The organism is Haladaptatus ordinarius, from assembly GCF_054177595.1.
This window is the reverse complement of sequence record NZ_JBPEHH010000003.1, coordinates 55,345-75,932: the sequence shown is the minus strand read 5'-3', so window position 1 is coordinate 75,932 and position 20,588 is coordinate 55,345. Positions and strand designations below refer to the sequence as shown.

The 20,588-nt window shown below is 62.4% G+C and carries 18 protein-coding genes and 1 pseudogene; 9 read left to right on the top strand and 10 right to left on the bottom strand.

What is annotated here, in order from left to right:
- Nucleotides 1–42: 42 nt before the first annotated feature.
- Nucleotides 43–699, bottom strand: coding sequence for a helix-turn-helix domain-containing protein (locus tag ACR3FF_RS02545; RefSeq protein ID WP_458185766.1), 657 nt, complete (start codon nt 697–699; stop codon nt 43–45).
- Nucleotides 700–737: 38 nt separating this feature from the next.
- Nucleotides 738–1,196: an HTH-type transcriptional regulator Lrp gene (gene lrp / locus ACR3FF_RS02540; RefSeq protein WP_458185764.1), complete on the bottom strand. Its 459-nt coding sequence runs from the start codon at nt 1,194–1,196 to the stop codon at nt 738–740.
- Between the two features lie 124 nt (nt 1,197–1,320).
- Here lrp and glnA point away from each other — a divergent pair, with 124 nt between their 5' ends.
- Complete coding sequence (glnA, locus tag ACR3FF_RS02535) at nt 1,321–2,691, top strand: type I glutamate--ammonia ligase (protein WP_458185762.1); 1,371 nt, start codon at nt 1,321–1,323, stop codon at nt 2,689–2,691.
- Here the strand turns inward: glnA and ACR3FF_RS02530 are convergent.
- The 3 genes from ACR3FF_RS02530 to ACR3FF_RS02520 are packed head-to-tail and all read right to left on the bottom strand — an operon-like array spanning nt 2,688 to nt 5,929.
- On the bottom strand, nt 2,688–3,539 hold the full coding sequence (locus tag ACR3FF_RS02530; RefSeq protein ID WP_458185761.1) for a phosphatase PAP2 family protein: 852 nt from the start codon (nt 3,537–3,539) through the stop codon (nt 2,688–2,690). The two genes, glnA and ACR3FF_RS02530, sit on opposite strands and share 4 nt — an antisense overlap.
- Before the next feature lie 2 nt (nt 3,540–3,541).
- Nucleotides 3,542–4,786, bottom strand: a complete 1,245-nt coding sequence (locus ACR3FF_RS02525; RefSeq protein ID WP_458185760.1) for a YihY/virulence factor BrkB family protein — start codon at nt 4,784–4,786, stop codon at nt 3,542–3,544.
- Between the two features lie 36 nt (nt 4,787–4,822).
- Entirely contained in the window at nt 4,823–5,929 is a 1,107-nt protein-coding gene (locus ACR3FF_RS02520; RefSeq protein WP_458185758.1) for a tRNA (guanine(26)-N(2))-dimethyltransferase, read from the bottom strand.
- Nucleotides 5,930–6,720: 791 nt separating this feature from the next.
- Here ACR3FF_RS02520 and ACR3FF_RS02515 point away from each other — a divergent pair.
- Entirely contained in the window at nt 6,721–7,065 is a 345-nt protein-coding gene (locus ACR3FF_RS02515) for a hypothetical protein (RefSeq protein WP_458185757.1), read from the top strand.
- Nucleotides 7,066–7,076: 11 nt separating this feature from the next.
- On the opposite strand, the pseudogene ACR3FF_RS02510 reads toward ACR3FF_RS02515, so the two are convergent.
- Nucleotides 7,077–8,318 (bottom strand): annotated as a pseudogene (locus ACR3FF_RS02510) (RNA-guided endonuclease InsQ/TnpB family protein).
- Nucleotides 8,319–8,643: 325 nt separating this feature from the next.
- Complete coding sequence (hisH, locus tag ACR3FF_RS02505) at nt 8,644–9,306, bottom strand: imidazole glycerol phosphate synthase subunit HisH (protein ID WP_458185755.1); 663 nt, start codon at nt 9,304–9,306, stop codon at nt 8,644–8,646.
- A 313-nt stretch (nt 9,307–9,619) separates the two neighbouring features.
- On the opposite strand from hisH, the gene ACR3FF_RS02500 reads away from it, so the two are divergent.
- The 3 genes from ACR3FF_RS02500 to ACR3FF_RS02490 all read left to right on the top strand — a co-directional run bounded on the left by ACR3FF_RS02500 (nt 9,620) and on the right by ACR3FF_RS02490 (nt 13,674).
- Nucleotides 9,620–11,833 (top strand): outer membrane protein assembly factor BamB family protein, encoded by a 2,214-nt coding sequence (locus tag ACR3FF_RS02500; RefSeq protein ID WP_458185753.1) that lies wholly within the window; start codon nt 9,620–9,622, stop codon nt 11,831–11,833.
- A 57-nt stretch (nt 11,834–11,890) separates the two neighbouring features.
- Entirely contained in the window at nt 11,891–13,162 is a 1,272-nt protein-coding gene (locus ACR3FF_RS02495; RefSeq protein ID WP_458185751.1) for an inorganic phosphate transporter, read from the top strand.
- A gap of 68 nt (nt 13,163–13,230) precedes the next feature.
- On the top strand, nt 13,231–13,674 hold the full coding sequence (locus tag ACR3FF_RS02490) for a universal stress protein (protein WP_458185749.1): 444 nt from the start codon (nt 13,231–13,233) through the stop codon (nt 13,672–13,674).
- 56 nt (nt 13,675–13,730) lie between these two features.
- On the opposite strand, the gene hisG is transcribed toward ACR3FF_RS02490, so the two are convergent.
- Nucleotides 13,731–14,579 carry an ATP phosphoribosyltransferase gene (gene hisG, locus ACR3FF_RS02485; protein WP_458185817.1) on the bottom strand — a complete coding sequence of 283 codons (849 nt, stop codon included), beginning with the start codon at nt 14,577–14,579 and terminating at the stop codon, nt 13,731–13,733.
- Nucleotides 14,580–14,675: 96 nt separating this feature from the next.
- Here hisG and ACR3FF_RS02480 point away from each other — a divergent pair, with 96 nt between their 5' ends.
- The 3 genes from ACR3FF_RS02480 to ACR3FF_RS02470 all read left to right on the top strand — a co-directional run bounded on the left by ACR3FF_RS02480 (nt 14,676) and on the right by ACR3FF_RS02470 (nt 18,241).
- Entirely contained in the window at nt 14,676–15,968 is a 1,293-nt protein-coding gene (locus ACR3FF_RS02480) for an amidohydrolase (RefSeq protein ID WP_458185747.1), read from the top strand.
- A gap of 191 nt (nt 15,969–16,159) precedes the next feature.
- A complete protein-coding gene (locus ACR3FF_RS02475) occupies nt 16,160–16,825 on the top strand; it encodes a hypothetical protein (RefSeq protein ID WP_458185746.1) in 666 nt (221 codons plus the stop codon).
- 132 nt (nt 16,826–16,957) lie between these two features.
- On the top strand, nt 16,958–18,241 hold the full coding sequence (locus tag ACR3FF_RS02470; protein WP_458185744.1) for an adenosylhomocysteinase: 1,284 nt from the start codon (nt 16,958–16,960) through the stop codon (nt 18,239–18,241).
- Nucleotides 18,242–18,309: 68 nt separating this feature from the next.
- On the opposite strand, the gene ACR3FF_RS02465 is transcribed toward ACR3FF_RS02470, so the two are convergent.
- The gene (locus ACR3FF_RS02465; protein ID WP_458185742.1) at nt 18,310–19,143 is read right to left on the bottom strand and encodes a formate/nitrite transporter family protein; all 834 of its coding nucleotides are present in this window, start codon (nt 19,141–19,143) and stop codon (nt 18,310–18,312) included.
- Between the two features lie 89 nt (nt 19,144–19,232).
- Between ACR3FF_RS02465 and hjc the strand changes: the two genes are divergently transcribed.
- A complete protein-coding gene (gene hjc / locus ACR3FF_RS02460) occupies nt 19,233–19,721 on the top strand; it encodes a Holliday junction resolvase Hjc (RefSeq protein WP_458185740.1) in 489 nt (162 codons plus the stop codon).
- A gap of 53 nt (nt 19,722–19,774) precedes the next feature.
- Here hjc and ACR3FF_RS02455 read toward each other — a convergent pair whose 3' ends face one another.
- A complete protein-coding gene (locus ACR3FF_RS02455; protein ID WP_458185738.1) occupies nt 19,775–20,455 on the bottom strand; it encodes an SWIM zinc finger family protein in 681 nt (226 codons plus the stop codon).
- Nucleotides 20,456–20,588: the final 133 nt, after the last annotated feature.

Genomic DNA, 20,588 nt, shown 5'->3' with positions numbered 1-20,588 from the left:
GTAGCGCCCTTACTGTTGTCCTTACAAATCGGGGCTTTTATATTAGGGGTCCTCTCCCCCTTCGATAACTGTCTCCGCGACGAGGCGTGATTGTGCGCGTCGCAACCGCTCGGAAACGGATTGTTTGCTGACGCCGAGTTTCGAACCTAAATCCGCGAGCGTCGCGTTCCGCGGCACGTCGAAGTATCCGCCCTGGTGGGCGGCGACGAGTGCTTCCCGCTGTGGTTCCGTCAACTGAAACAGCATCTCGTCGTCGTTCGGCGTGTAGAGTCGCTTGAGGGAGAATTCGATGTCCTCGTGTTCACAGAACTGTTGGAACTCGACCAGTGCAGTCCGGTCGGGAAATCTAATTCGTCGTCGCCAGACGCCCGCCTTGCCGTGTCCCGCCATCGGAACGGCACCGAATTTCTGGTAGGCGGGATAGACGGGAAGGAGGTTCTCACGGTCGAGTTCGAGCCGATACAGTTTCCGCGCTTCGAAGTCTTCGACGACGGTGTGTGAGGCGATTGTGTCGTCACGGCGCAGGGCGTCGTCGAACGCCTCGAAGTCGCCTCCCGTCGCCCACACGATGAGCAGTGGCGTGTAGGCAGTCGCGACCATCTGCTGTTCGAGTTCGACGGTCATCTCCGGAACCGATTCGAGCGTCGACGTTAGCACGAGGGCCGGCGCACGAATCGTAAACTCCGCGATGACGCCCATGCGTAAAACGTCACGTCCGGTGACCTAAGAACTATTGGTCATTCGTCCACTTCGAGTTTGAACTGTTCGTGCTCGCTCGGCGCGTTCAACACGACGCTCGTGTTGCTCTCTTTGATATCGGGGTCGATGAGGAGCGTCTTTATTTGTTCGTTCATCCCGTCCGTATCGCGGAACTTCCCGATGGCGATGATGTCGTAGTCCCCCGTCACCTCGTAGACGCTTATCATCTGGTCGTGGTCTTGCAGTCGGTCGGTCACTTCGGGGAGCGCGTTTCCTTCGACTTTCAACTGGATGATGGCCGTCACGTCGTATCCCAGCGCGTCGTAATCGATGCGAGGTGTGTACCCCTGAATGACACCATTCTCTTCTAAATCCGCCAGATGATTCGAGATAGTCGTCACCGACACGTCCAGTTTCTCGGCGAGGCTTCGCAAACTCGCCCGTCCGTCACCGAGGAGTTCGTTTACCAGTCTCGCATCCAGATTTTCGTACGTCATTACACCAACCAACCCACTCCTCACATTAGAATTTAACGAATATCCAATTCTGGCCCAAAATTGCACAGTTGACCAACCGTTACTGTTTTAATGGTGGATGTATTTGCGTACAGTGTCGATAAAGATGACAGATGGAAATATTGCCACCAAAAAGGAGGCAGGCTTATCGAAAGAAGAGCAGGAGGTTCTAGACGAACTGGAGCGCGAGAACGTCGACTTCGTTCGCCTCCAGTTCACCGATATCACGGGGACGGTCAAGAACGTCAGCATCCCTGCCCACCAGGTCGAGAAAGCTTTCGACGAAGGAATCTGGTTCGACGGTTCGAGCATCGAGGGGTTCGCCCGTATTCAGGAAAGCGACATGCGCCTCGAACCCGACCCGTCGACGTTCACCGTTCTCCCGTGGCGCTCCGACGGCGACACGGCGAGTGCTCGTCTCATCTGTGACGTCGTGAACACCGACGGAACGCCGTTCGATGGTGGCCCCCGGCAGGTCTTGAAGCGCGTCCTCTCGAAGGCCGAACAGATGGGCTACACCGTCAGTATCGGCCCGGAACCCGAGTTCTTCCTGTTCGAGAAGGACGACGAGGGGAAAGCGACGACCATCCCCCACGACTCGGGCGGCTACTTCGACCTCGCACCCAAGGACATGGCGAGTGACGTGCGTCGTGAGGTCATTTTCACGCTGGAACAGATGGGCTTCGAAATCGAGGCCAGTCACCACGAGGTCGCAGACGGCCAGCACGAGATCAACTTCAAATACGACGACGCCCTCTCCGCGGCGGACAACATCGCCACCTTCCGCGCCGTCGTTCGTGCCGTCGCCGAACAGAACGACATCCACGCAACGTTCATGCCGAAACCCATCGCCGAAATCAACGGGTCGGGCATGCACTGTCACATCAGCCTCTTCGACGAGGACGGCAACGCCTTCGCGGACGACGACGACGAGTTCAACCTCTCCCAGACGGCCTACCACTTCATGGGCGGCGTCCTCGACCATGCCAAGGCGTTCACCGCCATCACCAACCCGACCATCAACTCCTACAAACGTCTCGTCCCGGGGTACGAGGCCCCCGTCTACATCGCCTGGAGCGACGTGAACCGCTCGGCGCTCATCCGCGTCCCCGACGCCGCCGGAACGAGTTCGCGGTTCGAGATTCGCAGTCCCGACCCGTCGTGTAACCCGTATCTCGCGCTGGCGGCCATCATCGAGGCGGGCCTGAACGGTATCGAAAACGAGTCCGACCCTGGCGACCCCGTCCGCGACGACATCTACGAGTTCGACGAGGAGAAGCGTGAAGAACACGGTATCACGATGCTCCCCGGAAGGCTCATGAGTGCGCTGGACGCGCTCGAAGAAGACGACGTCGTCCGGGAAGCCCTCGGCGACCACGTCACCGAGAAGTTCATCAAGGCCAAGAAATCCGAACACGACGAGTACAAGATGTACGTCTCCGGCTGGGAGAAAGAGAAGTACCTAGAGAAGTTCTAACTCGGTTCCTTTTCGACCGCTTTTCTACCGGCAATCTTCGGATACGCCAGTATTCCACCCTGCACGACCGCGTTGACTGCGAACACCGCGACTATCGGTAGCGACACTTCGAGACCAAGATACGACAGTCCGCCGAGTGCGAGAACGCCGCCGACCATTCTAGGAGCAGCGACCGCTTCCTCCGGCGGGCCGAGCGTCCACCACGTCAGGAGCGCCCCGGTCGTTCCGCCGAGTGCCGCGACCGAATCGAAAAGCGAGTCGAACGCGTGGGGGGTCTCGGAGGGCGTACTGAATGCGATTGCGGCGGCCGCGAGCGCGCAGACGACGGCGAGGCCGAACGCAGAGAGTGGCCGCCGGTTCAACCCCACGACGAGAACGACGAGGTAGGCGATTCCGACTCCGATTCCGAACACCACGTCGACGGTGAAGTGAACACCGAGAACGAGACGCGAGAAGGAAACGAGGCCGACGATGCCGGCCGCCGCCACCACTCGCATTCGCCGCGCCCAGTGGTCTATCGTCACCGCGAGCGACCCCCAGAACACGGTCGAACCGATGGCGTGTCCGCTCGGAAAGCCGTAACCGGTGGCGTAACCGAACTGGAGTGCACTGCGTGGACGGGGGAGCGCGAAAAACTCCTTCAGCGCGAGGGTGAGCGCGAGCGCACCAATCGTCGCGCCGATGACGAAACCGAACCGTTCGCGGTCGTCACTGAACCAGTAGAGGAGCGCGCCGACGAGGAACAGAAACCATGCGTCACCGAGTTGCGTTACGAACACGAACAGTTCCCGCGACCACCCGGGCAGAACGTCGTGAAGCAGTTCGACGATACCCCATCCTCTGGTCATCGTTACGAGCGCCAGTTTCGGATAGTTCCGCCGACGCGCGCCGGCATGCCCACCGCACTGACGCCGAAGCCGACCAGCACCATCAGGGTGTACAGGCCGAGCGTCGAGAGCCAAACGATGAGCATGGCGGCGATAGCCCACCCTCCGTCCAGATAGCGGAACGCCCCGACCGTCATCAGGGTTCCGTACAAGAGGACGAGGTACGGCCCCCACCCCCGCGCGTGCCCGCGCCGCATGCGCTTGCGGACGTATCGTTTCAGTTCCGACTCGAGTTCGGGTTTCTGAACCGTTCGCTCGTCGACATCGTGCTCGAACTCCTCGAACTCCGAGCGAAGACGTTCCACGTCGTCGTGCAGTTCGAGAATGTCCGGTGCGGACTGCTCTGTATCGTCGTTCATGTGCTCTCCTCGGTCTACCTGCTGTCTTTTCTTGGTTTCTCCCACGTCTTTAGTTTTCCTGAAGCCACTTCCGGCGAGGACGGCGTTCACGACTGCACCGAGAAGGAGGATTATCGACCCGAAGTAAAGCCACGTGACGAGCAGGAGGGCACCGCCGAGCACCCCGTACGCCGAAAACTGCGCCGCCGATTCGACGTACATCTGAAAGGCCACCTGCAGCCCGGTCCAGCCGACGGTCGCCACCACGGCACCGGGAACCGCCTCACGAAGCGTCACGTCCGTGTCCGGAAAGAAGTAGTACAGCGGGAGAAACACCGGCACGAGTGCAAACAGGAGGACGAGCGAGGTGAGCGTCCCCGTGAACGGAATCCACGAGAGCAGAGAGAGCACGAGATTGACGAGCGTGATACCACCGACTGCGAGGGCGATGACGACCAGCACGACGAGGGCGTCGTGAACCGTCTCGACGAACGATTCTTCCGGGTGGACGCCGTAAGCCCGCGAGAACGCTTCGTCGAGACCCCGAAACACCTTGAGGGTACTCCACGTGAGGACGAGGGCCCCGAGGACCGTCGCACTGCCACGTCCCGAGGCGTTAGAGAGGGCCTTTTGTACCGTGTCCCGTGCCTTGGGTGAGAGAAAGCTCTGGACGAGGCCGACGACGTCGGTGGCGAACGCGTCGCCGCCTACGAACGACGCGAGCGCGAGCGCCAACAACAGCGCAGGCAGTATCGAGACAAAGGCGTAGTAGGCGATGCTGGCGGCGAGAAACGTTATCTCCTGCTCACGCGCCCGCGATACGATCGCGCGTGCTGTTGCTGCTGCGCGTACTGGTGCTCCGAGATTCACGGGCAGTGTTTCGTCGAAATCGCACTAAAAATTTCGCTACGGTCGCGTCGCGTCTCGAATCGCCGCGACGCTCGCTTTCGTCTTGAACGTCGTCCCGCCGTAGTGGGTGCGCGAGGCATCGTACCCCGCGTCTCGCAGTCGGGCCAGGAACTCGTCCATACCGGAAGCTGACCGCGTCCACTCCTTGCAGAGGCGATGCTGGTCGTAGTGTGTCGGTTCGTGGAGTTCTCCTTCGAGCGTGTTCAGGAGCTTCGTGGCCCGTTTCGCGGTTCCCATCTCCTCGGCCACCGCTTCGCGGACGGAGGCGACGAACTCCGCGTCGTGGGTCGCGCCGAGCCAGACCGGCCCCGCGGTGACGACGCGGGTGCTCTCGCAGGCCGGACAGCGTTCGGGTGGGTCGGCGACGAGTCCGTGGTCGTACTCGCGGTGGAGACAGTCCTCGCAGTGGTAGAGGTGGCCGAGTTCGTCGACGGCGGCGTTCGCGTCGGTCGCGCTGTGGTCGAGTTCGAGGTAAGTGCGAACGTAGTGGTTCGTCGCGTGCGTGAGCAAGGGCGTCACACCGGCGTCGTAGCGCGCGGCGGTGCGCGCGAGCGCGGAGAGGAGGATGCGTACGCCCATCTCGGCGTGGTAGTCGGTGTTCCGCGGGATGGCGCTGTACTTTCTGACCCCGCTGTGGAAATGTGCGCCACAGAGCGGGGCGGTGTCGGTGGCCGTGACGCAGACGAGGTCGCGCGTGTTGGCGAACGCGGCGTCGGCGAAGGGGATGGGCGTCCCGAAGGGGTCGATGTCCACCACGTCGAACACCGACTCGTGCATGAGCGCATTGGCGTTCCGGTGGACGACCTCGCCCGAGAGGTCGTTGCGCGCGAAGTTCTCGCGGCAGAGTTCGACCGCCTCGGGGTCGATGTCGGCGCAGGTCACGTCCCACTCGTTCGCGGCGGCCCGAACCCCGCGAATGCCCGAGGCGGCCATCGCGTCGAGGTAGCTCTCCGCCCGCGGTTCGCGGTCGCGGTAGGTTCGCAGGACGGCCACCGTCAGGTCGCGGTTCAACTCCTGTACCGGGTTGAAGAACACGTCGTCGGTGATGGAGTCGCCCTCCTGTTCGGGGACGACCACCTCGACTCCTCCCTCGCGGACGTTCATGGTTCGCAGTCCGGGTCGCGGCGCGAAAAGGCATGCGGGTTCAACCGCGACAGCGATGGGAAAAGTCGTCTGGTGCTCGAGCACAGTCACGTTCACTGGGACGAGCGGTGATTGGGAACCGAGGACGAGGAGATAAACCAAACAGGGCTGTCGTGACTGCTGATGCTTGAGCAACGCCACGCTCTCACTCGGTCGGTCACTCGTGGCTACGCCGCTCGTTCCCTCCGTCGTTCACCCGTTGCCTCCAGGCCGCCAAAGTCGAGTCGGGCCGCTCGCGGCCCGACTCGGCACGTACCAACGGGATTCAGTGTGGCGAATGGCCGTCCTGCCACCGCGAGTCGCTGGCCGAGCAACCGCCAAAAGCGGCTGGTCGGCTTAGCTTGGCCGGGCGCGCTGGAGCGCGCCCGGCCTGCGGCCTGGAGGCAACGGGCGAACGAAGGGACGGACGGAGGAGGCGCGAAGCGCCTCCAAGGGGAGTTCCTGAGTGAGGGCGTGGCATTGCTTAAGCACTAGCACCGAACACGACTTCACCAAAACGGTCTCACACAGCAAGCGCCAACTCGTCCGGGCAGTACATTCCAGTACGTATCAGTACACTTCAGCACAGACGGTTCGGCTCACCGTCACCGATTACGTGACCAAAACTCGGCCCCTCTCCCCAGAAACGTCAACACCGAAGTGAACTTCTACCCGCTACCGGAACGAGTTTATTTCGCCCCTTCGAACCGATGGCCCGTGCGTTCGCTGTGTAACCAGGTTCGTCGGCCGCGCTCGCCCAGGGAGGGACCGCCGTGACTCCCGTCGAGCAGTGGCAAGTCGAACTGGCCGACGTCGGCAAACTCACGCCGGACGTCGTCCAGCATATCCTCGCGGTGCACGACGACCGGGGACGACAGGCCATCGAGGCGGTCTCCGAACGGCGAGTCAAAGAGTACCGGGATTTCGTGGTCGTCGTCGGCTTCGAGGACGAGTACATCGTCGAGGACGGCTGTACGTGCCGGGACAGCGAGTACAATCTCGACCCCGACGACCCAGCGGCGCTGTGTTGGCACGTCATCGCCGCGAAAATCGCTCGGCGAATCGGCGTGGTAGACCACCACGATATGTGGTACTCGGACGTACGCGAGTTCCTGTGAACTACCCTACCCTACTCGCTCACGGCTGACGCCGTTCGCTCCTTGAGGGTAGGGCTTCCTGCTTCCACGACGCGCTTTGCAGATACAGGCGTATCCACAGGGAGTGCAGTCTCCACAGGCGTTGATTCGGAGTATCCCACTCCTATGTCTTGCAGACCGCGAGAAAGAATGTTCCACGCCGCGTTCGCGTCCCTGTCCGCCTCAAACCCGCAGGCGGGACAGGAGTGTTCACGGACCCACAACGGTTTCTCCGTCGAAACGCCGCAGGACGCGCACTCGTTGGTCGTCCCTCTCGGGTTGACCGCCACGAAGTGCGTCCCCTCGCGCTCGCACTTGTATTCAAGTAACGAGAGGAACGTCCGCCACGCGGCGGAGGCGGTGTTACGACTGTTCGACGGAGACTCCATCATCCCTTTGACGTTCAGGTCTTCGACCGCTACGAGGTCGTACTCCCGAGCGTAGTAGTTCGAGAGCTTGTGCAAGAGGTCGCGGCGCTTCCGTCGGAGGTCGGCGTGACACTTCGCAACGCGCCGCCGTTGCTTCTCGTAGTTGTTCGACCCGTGTTGCTTCCGTGAGAGCTTCCGTTGCTCTCGCTCCAAGCGTTCACGTTCGTCCGAGAGGTTAAGTGACTCGACCGCCGTCCCGTCGGTGTCGTGAGCGTACTTGAGGATACCCACGTCGATACCGGCGCACTTCTCGGGATTCTCGGGCGGTTCGGGTGGTTCACGGTCCATTTCGACACCGAACGTGGCGAATCACTCGCCCGTCGGTTCCTTCTTGACCGTGACCTGCTTCACGGTGGCGTCGTTGGGGATGGCGCGGTGGAGTCGTATCGGTATGTCCGCGAGTTTCGACAGGGACAAGACAGTCTGACCGCCCTTCTTGTCAGGCTTGAAGCCAGACTGACTGTACGTGAAACTGAGAAACTCGCGTGGCGGCTTCCATTTGAGTTGGCCGACGCCGTAGCCGTTCTCTTTGAGCTTGGAGAGTCCTTTGAGGTTGTCGAACAGACGTTCCACGACGGTTTGGAGAACCTTCGAGTACACGTCCGTGAGGTCGTCCCACCACTTCTTGAGGTCGGGTAGCTCCGACCGCAGGGTGGTCATGGACGGCAGCTCATCGTGTTCGTCTTGGTACTCGTTGAGGCGGTAGAGCGTGTGGTTGTACAGTTGCCTACAAATGTCTCGGTGGCGGTCCAACTCCTCGCGGTGGGCGTCAGACGGCTTGAGACGGTACTTGTAGGCGTAGTACATAGTGCTACTCGTATTCCTCGATGTACTCGTCAAGTCGCTCGCGGATGAACGAGGAGAGATTCAAGTGGTGTTCCTGAATCCACTCGTGTTGGTCTTCTCGGAGCGTGATTGTGGTCCGTTTCACCGTATGCATAGTATATACTCTATGCACAAAAGTGTTGCGACTGTGGTGGCCTATGGGCCGGCCACCGAGGAGTGTATGAGAACTGTGCGGCGCTGTATCCCCTCCCTACTCCCTCGGCGCTTCGCGCCTCGGTCCTTGAGGAAGGGGATTAGCGCCTCAATTTAGCTAACTGGTCGTCGTTGGTTCGGAACCTGCGTCGCGTTACCGAGCGTTTTCACAGATGTCGACGAAGTTTCGGAGGATTCGAAGCCCCGTCTCGCCGCTCTTTTCGGGGTGGAACTGCGTTCCGAAGACGGTTCCCGACTCGTCGGCGACGATGCTGGGGAACTCGGTTCCGTAGTCGGTCGTCGCGACGATGGCGTCGTCGTCCTCGGGGATGGCGTAGTAGGAGTGGACGAAGTACGCGTACTCCCCGTCGACGCCGTCCACGAGTGGATGGTCACGCTCGACCGAGAGTTCGTTCCAGCCCATGTGTGGGACCTTCTGTTCGTCGTCGAATCGGACGTTCCGTCCGGGAATCAGGTCGAGTCCGGTCACGTCTCCCTCCCCCGCGTGTTCGGCTTCCTCGCTCGTCGTCAACAACATCTGCATGCCGAGACAGATGCCGAACACAGGGGTCCCGTCTTCTGCGGCATCGACGAGCGCACCACGATACGGTCCGGCGTTCTCGACGCCCTCGCGGAACGCACCGACGCCCGGAAGGACGATGCCGTCCGCCGTCTCGAACCGAGCGGGGTCGTCGGAAACCTCCACGTTCGCCCCCGCGCGTTCGAGCCCTTTGACGGCACTTCGGAGATTACCGAGTCCGTAATCGACGACGACGACCGATGCCGCTCGTTCGCGCTGGGCAGAACTCGCTTCCATGTCTGAGAGGACGGCTCAAGTTGGCAAGTTCTTTCCGCTTCACGAACGTCCGGGTGTCCGGTCTTCGTCGCGTCTTGACGCGCAGACGACTCCCCCTTCGTCGTCGGCACTGGGGGTCTCGGGACGTCCACCAACCTGTGTTTGTGGGCTGTCGGTGCATCCCCGCTCGCATCCCGGCGACCACGAGCGCACTGGCCTCCTCGATTCCGTCCGTGACCTCGACGACGCGCATCGGTGGTTCGACACCGATGCGAGACATATTTTTCGCCGAACATCTCTACCTCTAAATAACTCGACACCGTTCGATGCGAGTATGAATCCCTCGTCACCGCTGCTCTCCAGACGCGGATTTCTGACGGCTTCCGGAACAGTCGGCGTTGCCGCCGCAGTGGGCCGTGCCGAGACGACGCCCGCGAACGATTCGACAGGTGATCCACCGAAGCCGAGGTGGACGATACCGAGGCGGGATGGGTTCTTCCGGACGGTCGTAGCGGACGGGACGGTGTACGCGCTCGCCGCGTCGTCGACCAGGGCGGGCGACCCGAACCGCGCGAACGCCTATGCGGTCGATCTGTCGAGCGGCGAGAAACGGTGGTCGTCCACGTACCCGTCCGCGTCCACGCTCTCCGTCGAGGATGGCGTCCTCTCTCTCGTCGAGAGCGAGACCGACGAGCGAGGACCCAGGAATACCATCGTCGTGCTCGACGAGAAAAACGGTGAGGAACGCTGGCGACACTCGCTTTCGGGACGTCCCTCGCAGGTCGTTTCGGGACCCTCGAAGGTCGAAGTCGCAAACGGAACGGTCTTCGTGGGCGCCGAGTCTACGGTCGTCGCACTCGATGCGGAGTCGGGAGAGAAACGCTGGGAAGTCACACCGGAGGGAGACCGCGTCTACCGATTCGTTCACACCGAGTCGACGCTCTACGCCGGTACCGAAGACGGTGTCTACGCCTATTCGATTGCCGACGGAACGGAACGCTGGAGTTCGAACGACTCCGACCGGCACGACCTCTTTTTGCTGCTCGCGGACGAAAAACGGGTGTACTGTCTCGATACGAACGGACGGAACGTCTACGCCCTCTCGACCGAAAACGGCGCTGAGCAGTGGTTCGTCTCCCTCGGCAAGGAATCGTTTGCCTTTCCCATCTTGCACGAGGGAACGCTGTATCACTGGGGGAGCGTCCTGTCGGCGATAGACGTGACCGACGGGACGATGCGCTGGCAGTACGACGTGCAGGCCGAACGGGGTCTGCTCCGTCCCATCGTGGCCGACGGGGCGATATTTTCCAGGTCGTACGACGGTGTCGTCTACGCCGTGAACACCGACGGGTCGGAGCGGTGGACGTTCGACACGTCCGATTCGGACGTTCGCTACTACTGGGGCGACGTTCGTGACGGCACTGTCTACGTTATCAGTGACGGCGGTCTCTCCGCGCTCGCTGCCGACGACGGCACCCGTCGGTGGTTGTTCGAAACGGACTCCCCCGCGATGACGGTGAGTGTCACGGAAGAGTACGTCGTCCTCGGGACGCGAGACGGACTCTACGGCTTCGACCGCTCGAATCCGATTCTCTCTACCGTGCTCGACGGAACGACGGATTTCCTCACGTCCGGCGTCGGCCTCGCCCTCTCCGGAGTGCTGGTCGGAACCGGCGCGTTCGCGGCGTATCGCCGACTAAACGAGCGGGAAGGGTCGCCCCACGAACCGAACCCGGAACCCGACCTGGAGTACGGTCGCCTCGAACGCATCGACGAGGACGCGGTCACCGAAACCTACCGCGTCAGAAAGCGCACCGACGACGGCCCACGAGTCGTGTGGAAGAGACGCCTGACCGACCCGACGCTCGCCGAACCGTTCCGCGCGGCGGTCGAACGCTGGGCCGACCTGGGCGACCGGAGGGGCGTCGTTCCAGTGTGTGATTTCGGCGACGACTGGGTCGAACTGCCGGCCTACGAGGACGGGTCGCTGGCCGACTGTGACCGACCGCTGGCGGAGCGAATCGACGCGCTCTCCGCCGCCAGCGCATCCATCCACGAAGCCCACCGCGACGGACTGGTTCACGGCGGACTCACCCCCGAGACGATTCTCCTCGACGGCGACACGGTCCACATGAGCGACTGGGAACTCGCCACCGCACTCGCTGAACACCGCGACCCCTCGCCGTACGACGCCCCCGAACAGGTCCACCCCCGTGACAGTGACGGTAGCGGAGACAGTGGAGGTGGCAGAGACTGTGGTGGCGGAGATAGTGACGGAGCTGTCGACAGTGATGGCGGTCGTGAAGGGGATGTCGAGGGAGACCGCTCGGTGGACGAACGGACCGACGTGTATCGTCTCGGCGCTATCGCTCACTTCGTGATGACCGGGAAGGCCCCCGCCGACGGTGACCCGGACGTCGAGGACCGACCACTGTCGCCAGAGGTAGACGACGTGCTTTCGACGGCGATGGCGGACGACCCGGACGAGCGCTACCGGTCGGTCGTGAAGTTCGACGACATGCTCCGGTGGGCGGCGTTCCGCGCGTGACTCGGCGAGAAAGAACGAAATAGCTCGAAACCGTTGTCCGGTTCGGGGGTATTCAGTGTGGTCACTGCGTTACTGATAGTCGGTCTGTTCGTCGCTGCGTTCGTCGGGTACAACATCGGCGGTTCGTCCACGGGGGTCGCGTTCGGCCCCGCCGTGGGGAGTCGTATCATCGGCAAAGTCGGAGCGGCCGGTCTCTTCACCGTCTTCGCGCTCTGGGGTGGGTGGACGGTGGGGCGAAACGTCATCCAGACGATGAGCGACGGCATCGTTCCGGCGGGTCAGTTCACCCTGGAGACGAGCATCGTCGTCCTCTTTTTCGCCGGCTTCGCGCTCCTCATCTCGAACCTCTTCGGCGTGCCCGCGTCCACGTCGATGACCGCCGTGGGTGCTATCGTCGGGTTGGGACTCGCCGGCGATTCGTTGAACGAGTCGCTTATGTTCACCATCGTCTCGGCGTGGATCGTCGCACCCCTGACGGCGTTCTGGGTCGGATTACTCATCGGACGCTACCTGTATCCGCATCTGGACGCCCACTTTTCGTTCTCGCGAATCGAGGACGGATTGTTTCGTATCGACCGCTCGGGGCCGATTCCCCGGCCTGCACTCGGCCGTGGCGTCGGTACGCAGGACGCGGTAGGAGCACTGTCAGTGCTCGTCATTGCCTGCTACATGGGCTTCAGTGCGGGAGCGTCGAACGCGGCGAACGCGGTCGCACCCCTCGTCGGCAACGGGTCGATAACCATCGAACAGGGTATCTTGCTCGCCATCGGTGCCATCGGTCTCGGTGGGTTTACCATCGCACGTCGGACGCTCGACACCGTCGGCGACGGTATCACCGACCTCCCCATCCTGGCGGCGCTCATCGTCTCGCTCATCGGCGCGACCATCATCACCGTGCTCTCGCGTCTCGGTATCCCGGCGAGTCTGGCGGTGAGCACCACCTCCTGTATCATCGGTCTCGGGTGGGGACGGGCCAGTCGCGCGGTGACGCTCGCGGAGGCGGCGGATGTTGCGATGCAGCCGGAACAGACCCCCGACTTCGACCTCTCGTCCGGTGCGCTCACCGCCGAGACCAGCGAGACGGAGATGCCACCCGGCCCGACCATCGGCGAGGTCGCAGAGGGCGAGGTGCCCACCCCGCCCGCGTCGCGCGACGGGGGTGAGACGCCCGAGGTACCACCAATCGGCGAGGAGGAGTTCGAAGAACTAGCGGCCGAGAGCCTGTTCGACCCTGCGGCGGTGAGTCGAATCGTCGTGCTCTGGATACTCTCGCCGACGCTCTCGGCGGTCGGGTCGTACCTCCTCTTCGAACTCTTCTTGCTCGACTGATTCCGCGCCCGACTCGTGTCACTGACAGAGAAAATCGTTTTACTGGCTCGCAGTCGTCACCCCCCTACATGGGGGAACACGTTCTCGTCCCGCTCGATGGCTCACCAGCGGCCGAAGCCGCACTGGAGTACGCACTGACGTTGCCGGACGTGGAGATAACCGTCCTCACCGTGGTCAATCCGTTCGACATCGACCCGCTATCGCCCGGCTATCAGTCGCCACTGGGGAAGGCGGGGATGCCCGCCTACTCGACCGAGTGGTACGAAAAGGAGTGGGAGAACGCGAAGGAACTCCACGAGGAGATGCGCGAGATGGCGGGTGACGTGCCCTTCGAGAGCGTCGTCCTCATGGGACAACCGGCGAAACAGATAGTCAAGTACGCCCGCGAACACGATGTCGACCATGTCGTCATGGGGACACACGGGAAAGAAGACCTCGCGAACGTCCTGCTCGGGTCCGTGGCGGAGAAAGTTGCACACCGCGCCCCCATGATGGTCACTATCGTTCGTTGACCGGGGCAAGCGACCCGAGAGAGGAGACGCCACGCGTCGAACCGCGACTTCGTCGCTCAATCCACGAGACGCTCGATTTCGGTGACCAGGATGCCACTCGCACCGAGTTGCTTGACCTCGTTTATCGTCTCAAACACCTCGCGTTCGTCCACGACGGTGTGGATCGCAACTTTTCCGTTTCCGGCGATGTCCATCACGGTCGGGCCGCCGAGACCGGGCATCACGTCCCGAATCTCGTCCAGTTTGTCCTCGGGTGCGTTCATCATCAGGTAGCGTTTCCCCTCGGCGGAGATGACCGACTGGAGCGCCATCACCACCTGTTCGACCTTCTCGTCGTCGGCGACGTCTTCGCGGGCGAACAGTCGCACAGAACTCGACAGCACCTCGTCGATGATGGCGAGGCGGTTGACCTTCAGGGTCGTCCCCGTGCTCGTGATGTCGATGATGGCGTCGGCCATGTCGACGTGTGGAGTGAGTTCTGTCGCGCCACTGACCTCGACGATTTCGGGGGACACGTCGGTCTCGGCGAAATACTGTGCCGCGATGTTCGGAAACTCGGTGGCGACGGTCTTGCCCGCGAGGTCCGCGACGGCGTCGATGTCGCCGTCTTCGGGTGCGGCGAGCACGAGGCGACACTGCCCAAACTCGAGGTCGAGCAAATCTTCGACGTTACCGGGGCCTGCCTCCCGCATCTGGTCGAGGCCGGTGATTCCGACGTCAGCCGCGCCGTCGCTCACGTACTCCGGGATGTCGGCTGCACGAGCGAACAGCAGCGTCACGTCCGGGTCGACCGTGTTCGCGTACAGTTTTCGGTCTGCACCGTCCACGGTATGTAATCCTGCGTGTTCGAGCAGTTCCATCGACGGGTCGTGCAATCTGCCCTTGTTGGGGACGGCGATTCGCATCATCTCGGCGTCTGTCGGCCAGACTGATTACTCTTGCTTTCCCGGCGTGAACTGCAATCCACCAGAGTCATGCGCCGGGGCGGTCAACCTGGGAGCATGACGACACTTCGAATCACGGACGGGCAGGTGCTCCGACCGGACATGACCGTCGACCGGGCCGACGTGCTGGTCGATCAGGACGCGGGGACGATTCTCGCCGTCGGCGACGTTCCGGCGGCCGACGAGACGCTCGATGCCAGCGACGGCCTCGTGATTCCCGGCCTGGTCAACGCTCACTGCCACGCCGCGATGACGCTGCTCCGTGGTTATGCAGACGATAAACCCCTCGAATCGTGGCTTCGTGAGGACATCTGGCCGGTCGAAAACGCGTTGACGCCCGAGGACGTGCGCGCCGGCACCGAACTCGCCCTGCTGGAGATGATTCGGTCCGGTACGACGGGATTCGCGGACATGTACTTCCACGTCGAGGAGGTGGCCGACGCGGTCGAGAACGCCGGAGTCCGCGCTCGAATCGGTCACGGCGTCGTCACGGTCGGAAAGGACGAAGAGGCCGCCCGCGAGGACTTCGAAACCAGTCTCGAAATCGCTCGGCGATTCGACGGGGCGGCGGACGGACGCATCTCGACGGCGGTGATGCCCCACAGCCTCACGACCGTCGGTGAGCGATACCTGAACGAGTACGTCCCTCGCGCTCGCGAGATTGGCGTCCCGCTTCACTACCACGCGAACGAAACGCAAAGCGAGGTCAGGCCGCTCGTCGAAGACAGTGGTTTACGGCCGATGGAGTACGCCCGTGAGGAGGGGATGGCCGACTCCGAGGACTTCGTGGCACACGGCGTCCACCTGAACAGTACCGAAATCGACCTGCTCGCCGAGACGGGCACCGCCGTCGTCCACTGCCCCGCCTCGAACATGAAACTCGCCAGCGGGATGGCTCCCGTGCAGGCGATGCTGGACGCGGGCGTCACCGTCGGACTGGGCACGGACGGGACGGCTTCGAACAACGACCTCGATATGTTCGGCGAGATGCGCGACGCGGCGATGCTCGGAAAACTCGCCGCCAACGACGCCAGCGCGGTCAGAGCAGAGTCGGTCGTGGACATGGCGACCGCGGGGAGTGCCACCGCCCTCGAGTTCGCCAGTGGTCGCGTCGAGGAGGGTGCGAACGCCGACCTCGCGGTTCTCGACCTCTCTGCGCCCCACCTCACCCCTCACCACGACCTCGTGAGCCACCTCGTTTACGCCGCGCGTGGCAGCGACGTGAGACATACGATGTGTGATGGGCGCGTCCTCATGGAGGATAGAGACGTAGTAACTATAGATGACGAATCAGTGCGAAAAAATGCCGAAAAACGTGCGAAAGCGGCTGTAGGGCGCGCTACTGAGTGATTTTGTTTTTGATCAATATATTATAATTATTTTATTATAGGATATTATAGTAAATCCATATAAAGATGGAATTTAACGATTATGTCGTATTTTAAACTCTCTCTCTGACTATCTGAGCTGTCTATGTATGGATATAACAATCCAGAACGAGAATCGGGGTTTATGCTGTCGACCCCGCTTGGGGAATTTGCATGAATCCGAAAAGACTTGCACCGATACTCGCGGTGGCGCTCGTCCTCTCCGTCGCCGCACCCGCGTTCGCAAGTACCGGCGAAGAAGGAATGACGGTCGGCGTCTCTCAGAGCGACGTCGTCGTCGTGACGGTGACACAGAACGGGACCGCCATCGAGAACGCCTCGGTCAGCGTCGAGGCACTGAACAACTCCAACTACGCGGGTGAGGGTAGCTACACCACCGACGCGAACGGGACGGTTTCCCTGCCGACCCCCGCGAACAACACGACGGTCGAAGTCGCCGCGACGAAAGGCAACGTGAGCGATTCGACCACTGTGAGCCTGCTCGCATCGGAGGAGGAGTTCAACGACGACGCGTTCGGCCAGCAGGTTTTGGCCTTCGTCCACAAACTTCTCTCGGGTGAGGACGTGAAGCATCCGGGCCGCGTCATCTCCGACTGGGTGACCCAGAACACCCCCGGCGCTGACAAGAAACCCGACCACGCAGGGCCGAGCGACCACGACGAGAAGAACGGCGAGGAGAAAGCCGACGACCACCCCGGTAACGGACACGGGAAGGACAAGCACGACGCCGAGAAAGACGACGATGACGGTGAGGAAGACGACGATTCCAAGAAGGGAAACGGCAAGAACAACGGCCACGGTCACGGAAACGACCGCTGAAACTGACCGTCCGCTGACCGACTCCCGAATCCGACGGTCGGTATCGTCGAACGACTACCACACTGATAGTTTTCGACACGAGGGCTGACAGCCTTCGGTAGCGTTTTGGGTGCGGTCACCCATCTCCGAGACATGGCAGAGTATCCATCGATAAGCGAGCAGCTAGACGACGTCGAGACTGCTCGCGTCGAAGGACATCGGAAGATGGACTGGGCGCGCCAACACATGCCGATAATGACGGAGATTCGAAAGGATTTCGAGGCCGAACGACCCCTCGACGGCCAGCGAATCGGCATGGCGATGCACGTCGAAGCGAAGACCGCCGTGCTGGTCGAGACGCTCGCAGAAGGAGGCGCGGAGGTAGCCGTCACCGGCTGTAACCCCCTCTCGACCCACGACGATGTGAGCGCCGCACTGGACGAACACCCCAACATCACGAGCTACGCGAAGCGTGGCGTGGACGACGACGAGTACTACCAGGCCATCGAGGCGGTCATCGACCTCGAACCCACCGTCACGGTCGACGACGGGATGGACATGGTCGCCGCCATCCACGAAGACCACCCCGAACTCATCGACAGCGTCGTCGGCGGCTGTGAGGAGACGACCACGGGCGTCCACCGACTCCGCGCGATGGACGCGGACGGCGCGCTCGACTACCCCGTCTTCGCCGTCAACGACACGCCCATGAAGCGCCTGTTCGACAACGTCCACGGTACGGGCGAGTCCTCGCTCGCCACCATCGCCATGACGACTAACCTCTCGTGGGCCGGCAAGACCGTCGTCGTTGCTGGCTACGGCTACTGTGGCAAAGGCGTCGCCAAGAAGGCCGCCGGCCAGAACGCGAAGGTCGTCGTCACCGAAGTCGAACCGCGTCGCGCCCTCGAAGCCCACATGGAAGGCTACGAGGTCAAGCCGATGGCGGAAGCCGCGAAAGAGGGCGACGTGTTCGTCACGACGACCGGCAACCGGGACGTCGTCACCGAAGACCACTTCGAGGAGATGAAAGATGGCGTCTTGCTTGCCAACGCGGGCCACTTCGACATCGAAATCGACCTGACTCAGCTCTCCGACCTCGCCGTGGCCGAGCGAGAGGCCCGCGACGGCGTCCGAGAGTACGAGATGGAAGACGGCCGACGCCTCAACGTGTTAGCCGAGGGCCGACTGGTCAACCTCGCCGCTCCACTCGCGCTGGGCCACCCCGTCGAAGTAATGGACCAGAGCTTCGGCGTGCAGGCCGCCTGCGTCCGCGAGATGGTCGAAAACAGCGCGGAGTACGACGCTGGCGTTCACGACGTGCCGGACGAACTCGACAAGGAGATTGCGGAAATCAAGCTCGACGCAGACGGCGTGGAGTTCGATTCGCTCACCGACGAGCAAGCGGAGTACATGGGAAGCTGGCAGCACGGGACGTGAACTGCCTCGGGTCGCCCTGCGGCACTCGCCTCGCTCGCCCGTAAGCCGCAACTGCACCCGTCTCTTTCCTACTCCCCTCCGCGCACGACGTGTCCGTATTTCAACAGCGCGACGAACGTCGAACCCCCGATAGCGTTGCCGACCGTCGCGAGGACGAGGAACCGTGCGTAGTCGAGCAGGGTTATCGACGGTGAGAGAAACATTCCTGCGAGCACCTCCACGTTGCCCGCGATGGAGTGGGGGAGGTGGGCGAGTCCGATAGCCGTCGCGATGAGCCAGACGAAAAAGACGCGGGCGAGGGTCTCACGGGCCGCCGTAACGAGCCACGAGAGCAGTCCCATCAGCCACCCCGCGAGGACACCACCGACGAGCAAGAGCGGTGCGCTGTGGTCGAGGAGGTTCTTCGCGATATCGACGAACGCTCCCGATTCGGCGATTCCGTAGGCTGGTGCCAAAACGACCGCGACTGCCGCGAAGATGCTCCCGCCGACGACGTTGCCGAGGTAGACGAGTCCCCACAGCCGACTCAGCTGTCTGATCGAGGCCTGTCCGTCGAGTACGGGCAAGACGGCCAGCGTCGTGTGTTCCGTGAACAGTTCGGAGCGCCCGAGAATCACGAAGATGAATCCGATAGCGTAGGCGTTGGCCACAACGATTTCGGTGAGCGGTTCTCCCCACGCCGATGCGACCAGGGTCGTCAGCGCTGCCATGAACAGCGGGCCGAAGCCGATGTCCAACCCTGCGGATAGCCCCGACAGGAGCAGTCCGTCACTCGGTCGTTCGAGTTCGTTCAGTCCCGACTCGATCTCCTGTGCGAGGATGGTCTGGCCGGATTTCTGGTCGTCCGGTACGGGCTGGTCGCCGTGGTTGCGGTCGCTATCGAGCCCCTGTTGTTCGGCCACTGTCGATAGTTTCGAATCGTGAACGCAAAAACGAGGTGGCCGTTCCGCTTCGACCGCTATATATGTCGGGAAGCGGTAGTGAGAATCGAATGGCGAACACGAAGGGCGACCGTCGGGAGCGCGAACTCGTCAACAGACTGGACGAGGCGGGATTCGCCGTCATGCGGGCACCCGCGAGCGGGGGTGCGACCCAGCGCGAACTGCCAGACGTGCTGGCGGGGAACGGAAACGTCTTCTACGCGATCGAGGCGAAATCGAGTTCCGGCGACCCTATCTACCTCTCTGGCGAGGAGGTCGAGGCGCTGGTGTACTTCTCGCAGAACTTCGGCGCGAAACCGAAAATCGGCGTGCGATTCGACCGCGAGGACTGGTATTTCTTTCACCCGGCGGACGTCCACCAGACCGACGGCGGCAACTACCGGGTCAAAAAGGAGACCGCGCTGGAAGAGGGCGACTCGATGGACGACCTCTGGAGCGACGGCGAGGACGACGAATCGGACCACGACGTTCGGGATATCCTCAACGCGGTCGCGGCGGACGTCCTCTCGGTCGAGGAAGCAGCGACGATACTGAAGTAACCACTCGGGACGAAAAGCACCCTTCTCCAGACGGCCGAAAATATATCGCTCGACTACTTCGTCTCCGGGAAATCCGTCAACTCGGACTGGTCGCCCGGCCGCTCGGGGCGTCGGAGCCGTGAGCGCGGGAACGAGTAGCGACGGAGGTGACGCGGTTGTACCTGCTCCGGTCGGAGTCCCGACGGAAGCGGGTAGACGACTTCGACGACCGGGTCGTTTGCCGGATAGTTCTCGTTCCCCGGATACTCGGCGACGGTGGTGTCCTTGCCGGGCACCTCGACGTCGTCGGCGCGGAAGCCGGGCATCTGAACGACGAGGAGCAGGTCCCCAGTCACGCGGTCGACGACGGCCTCACCGGGCTGGAGTTCGCAGTGGTCACAGAACTGCACCGCGTCGGCTTTTCGTTCGTCCACGAAGACGACCGACTCGCAGCGGGCGCACTCGACGGCCTCCTTCCCCGGCGGAGGCGTTCGCCCTTCGTTGATTTCGATGGCTACTCGGCGGATGTGCTTGCACCGTACGCCACGCATCATGTGGTCGGGGCAGGTACAACGCCCGCCGATGAGGTCGACGAAGTACGTGTGGTCGCTCTGGCTTTCGACTTCGTAGAGACCGCCACCGAGCGGCGTGACGGCCATCTGCTCCGCTCTGGCGCGCTGCGAGCGAGGGTCGGCCTCGCCAGTGTCGGCCAGCGGAGCGAGCGATACTTTTCCGGAAGCGGCTGTGTTCGTCATGGGGTGCTTCCTCCTACGCGAAACGTGAACGACGAAAATCGGCGCGTTCCAACACCTCTGCGGCCGTTTCTACGTGATTGACTGTACGCGTTCCATTAACCTAAGACTTTCACCTGTTCTCGCAAGCTGGCGG

What these genes read in the sequence shown, in the direction of transcription:
- ACR3FF_RS02545 (WP_458185766.1), bottom strand. Translation starts at nt 699, where the DNA reads ATGGGCGTCATCGCGGAGTTTACGATTCGTGCGCCGGCCCTCGTGCTA.
- lrp (WP_458185764.1), bottom strand. Translation starts at nt 1,196, where the DNA reads ATGACGTACGAAAATCTGGATGCGAGACTGGTAAACGAACTCCTCGGT.
- glnA (WP_458185762.1), top strand. Translation starts at nt 1,321, where the DNA reads ATGACAGATGGAAATATTGCCACCAAAAAGGAGGCAGGCTTATCGAAA.
- ACR3FF_RS02530 (WP_458185761.1), bottom strand. Translation starts at nt 3,539, where the DNA reads ATGACCAGAGGATGGGGTATCGTCGAACTGCTTCACGACGTTCTGCCC.
- ACR3FF_RS02520 (WP_458185758.1), bottom strand. Translation starts at nt 5,929, where the DNA reads ATGAACGTCCGCGAGGGAGGAGTCGAGGTGGTCGTCCCCGAACAGGAG.
- hisH (WP_458185755.1), bottom strand. Translation starts at nt 9,306, where the DNA reads ATGGAAGCGAGTTCTGCCCAGCGCGAACGAGCGGCATCGGTCGTCGTC.
- ACR3FF_RS02500 (WP_458185753.1), top strand. Translation starts at nt 9,620, where the DNA reads ATGAATCCCTCGTCACCGCTGCTCTCCAGACGCGGATTTCTGACGGCT.
- ACR3FF_RS02490 (WP_458185749.1), top strand. Translation starts at nt 13,231, where the DNA reads ATGGGGGAACACGTTCTCGTCCCGCTCGATGGCTCACCAGCGGCCGAA.
- hisG (WP_458185817.1), bottom strand. Translation starts at nt 14,579, where the DNA reads ATGCGAATCGCCGTCCCCAACAAGGGCAGATTGCACGACCCGTCGATG.
- ACR3FF_RS02480 (WP_458185747.1), top strand. Translation starts at nt 14,676, where the DNA reads ATGACGACACTTCGAATCACGGACGGGCAGGTGCTCCGACCGGACATG.
- ACR3FF_RS02475 (WP_458185746.1), top strand. Translation starts at nt 16,160, where the DNA reads ATGAATCCGAAAAGACTTGCACCGATACTCGCGGTGGCGCTCGTCCTC.
- ACR3FF_RS02470 (WP_458185744.1), top strand. Translation starts at nt 16,958, where the DNA reads ATGGCAGAGTATCCATCGATAAGCGAGCAGCTAGACGACGTCGAGACT.
- hjc (WP_458185740.1), top strand. Translation starts at nt 19,233, where the DNA reads ATGGCGAACACGAAGGGCGACCGTCGGGAGCGCGAACTCGTCAACAGA.
- ACR3FF_RS02455 (WP_458185738.1), bottom strand. Translation starts at nt 20,455, where the DNA reads ATGACGAACACAGCCGCTTCCGGAAAAGTATCGCTCGCTCCGCTGGCC.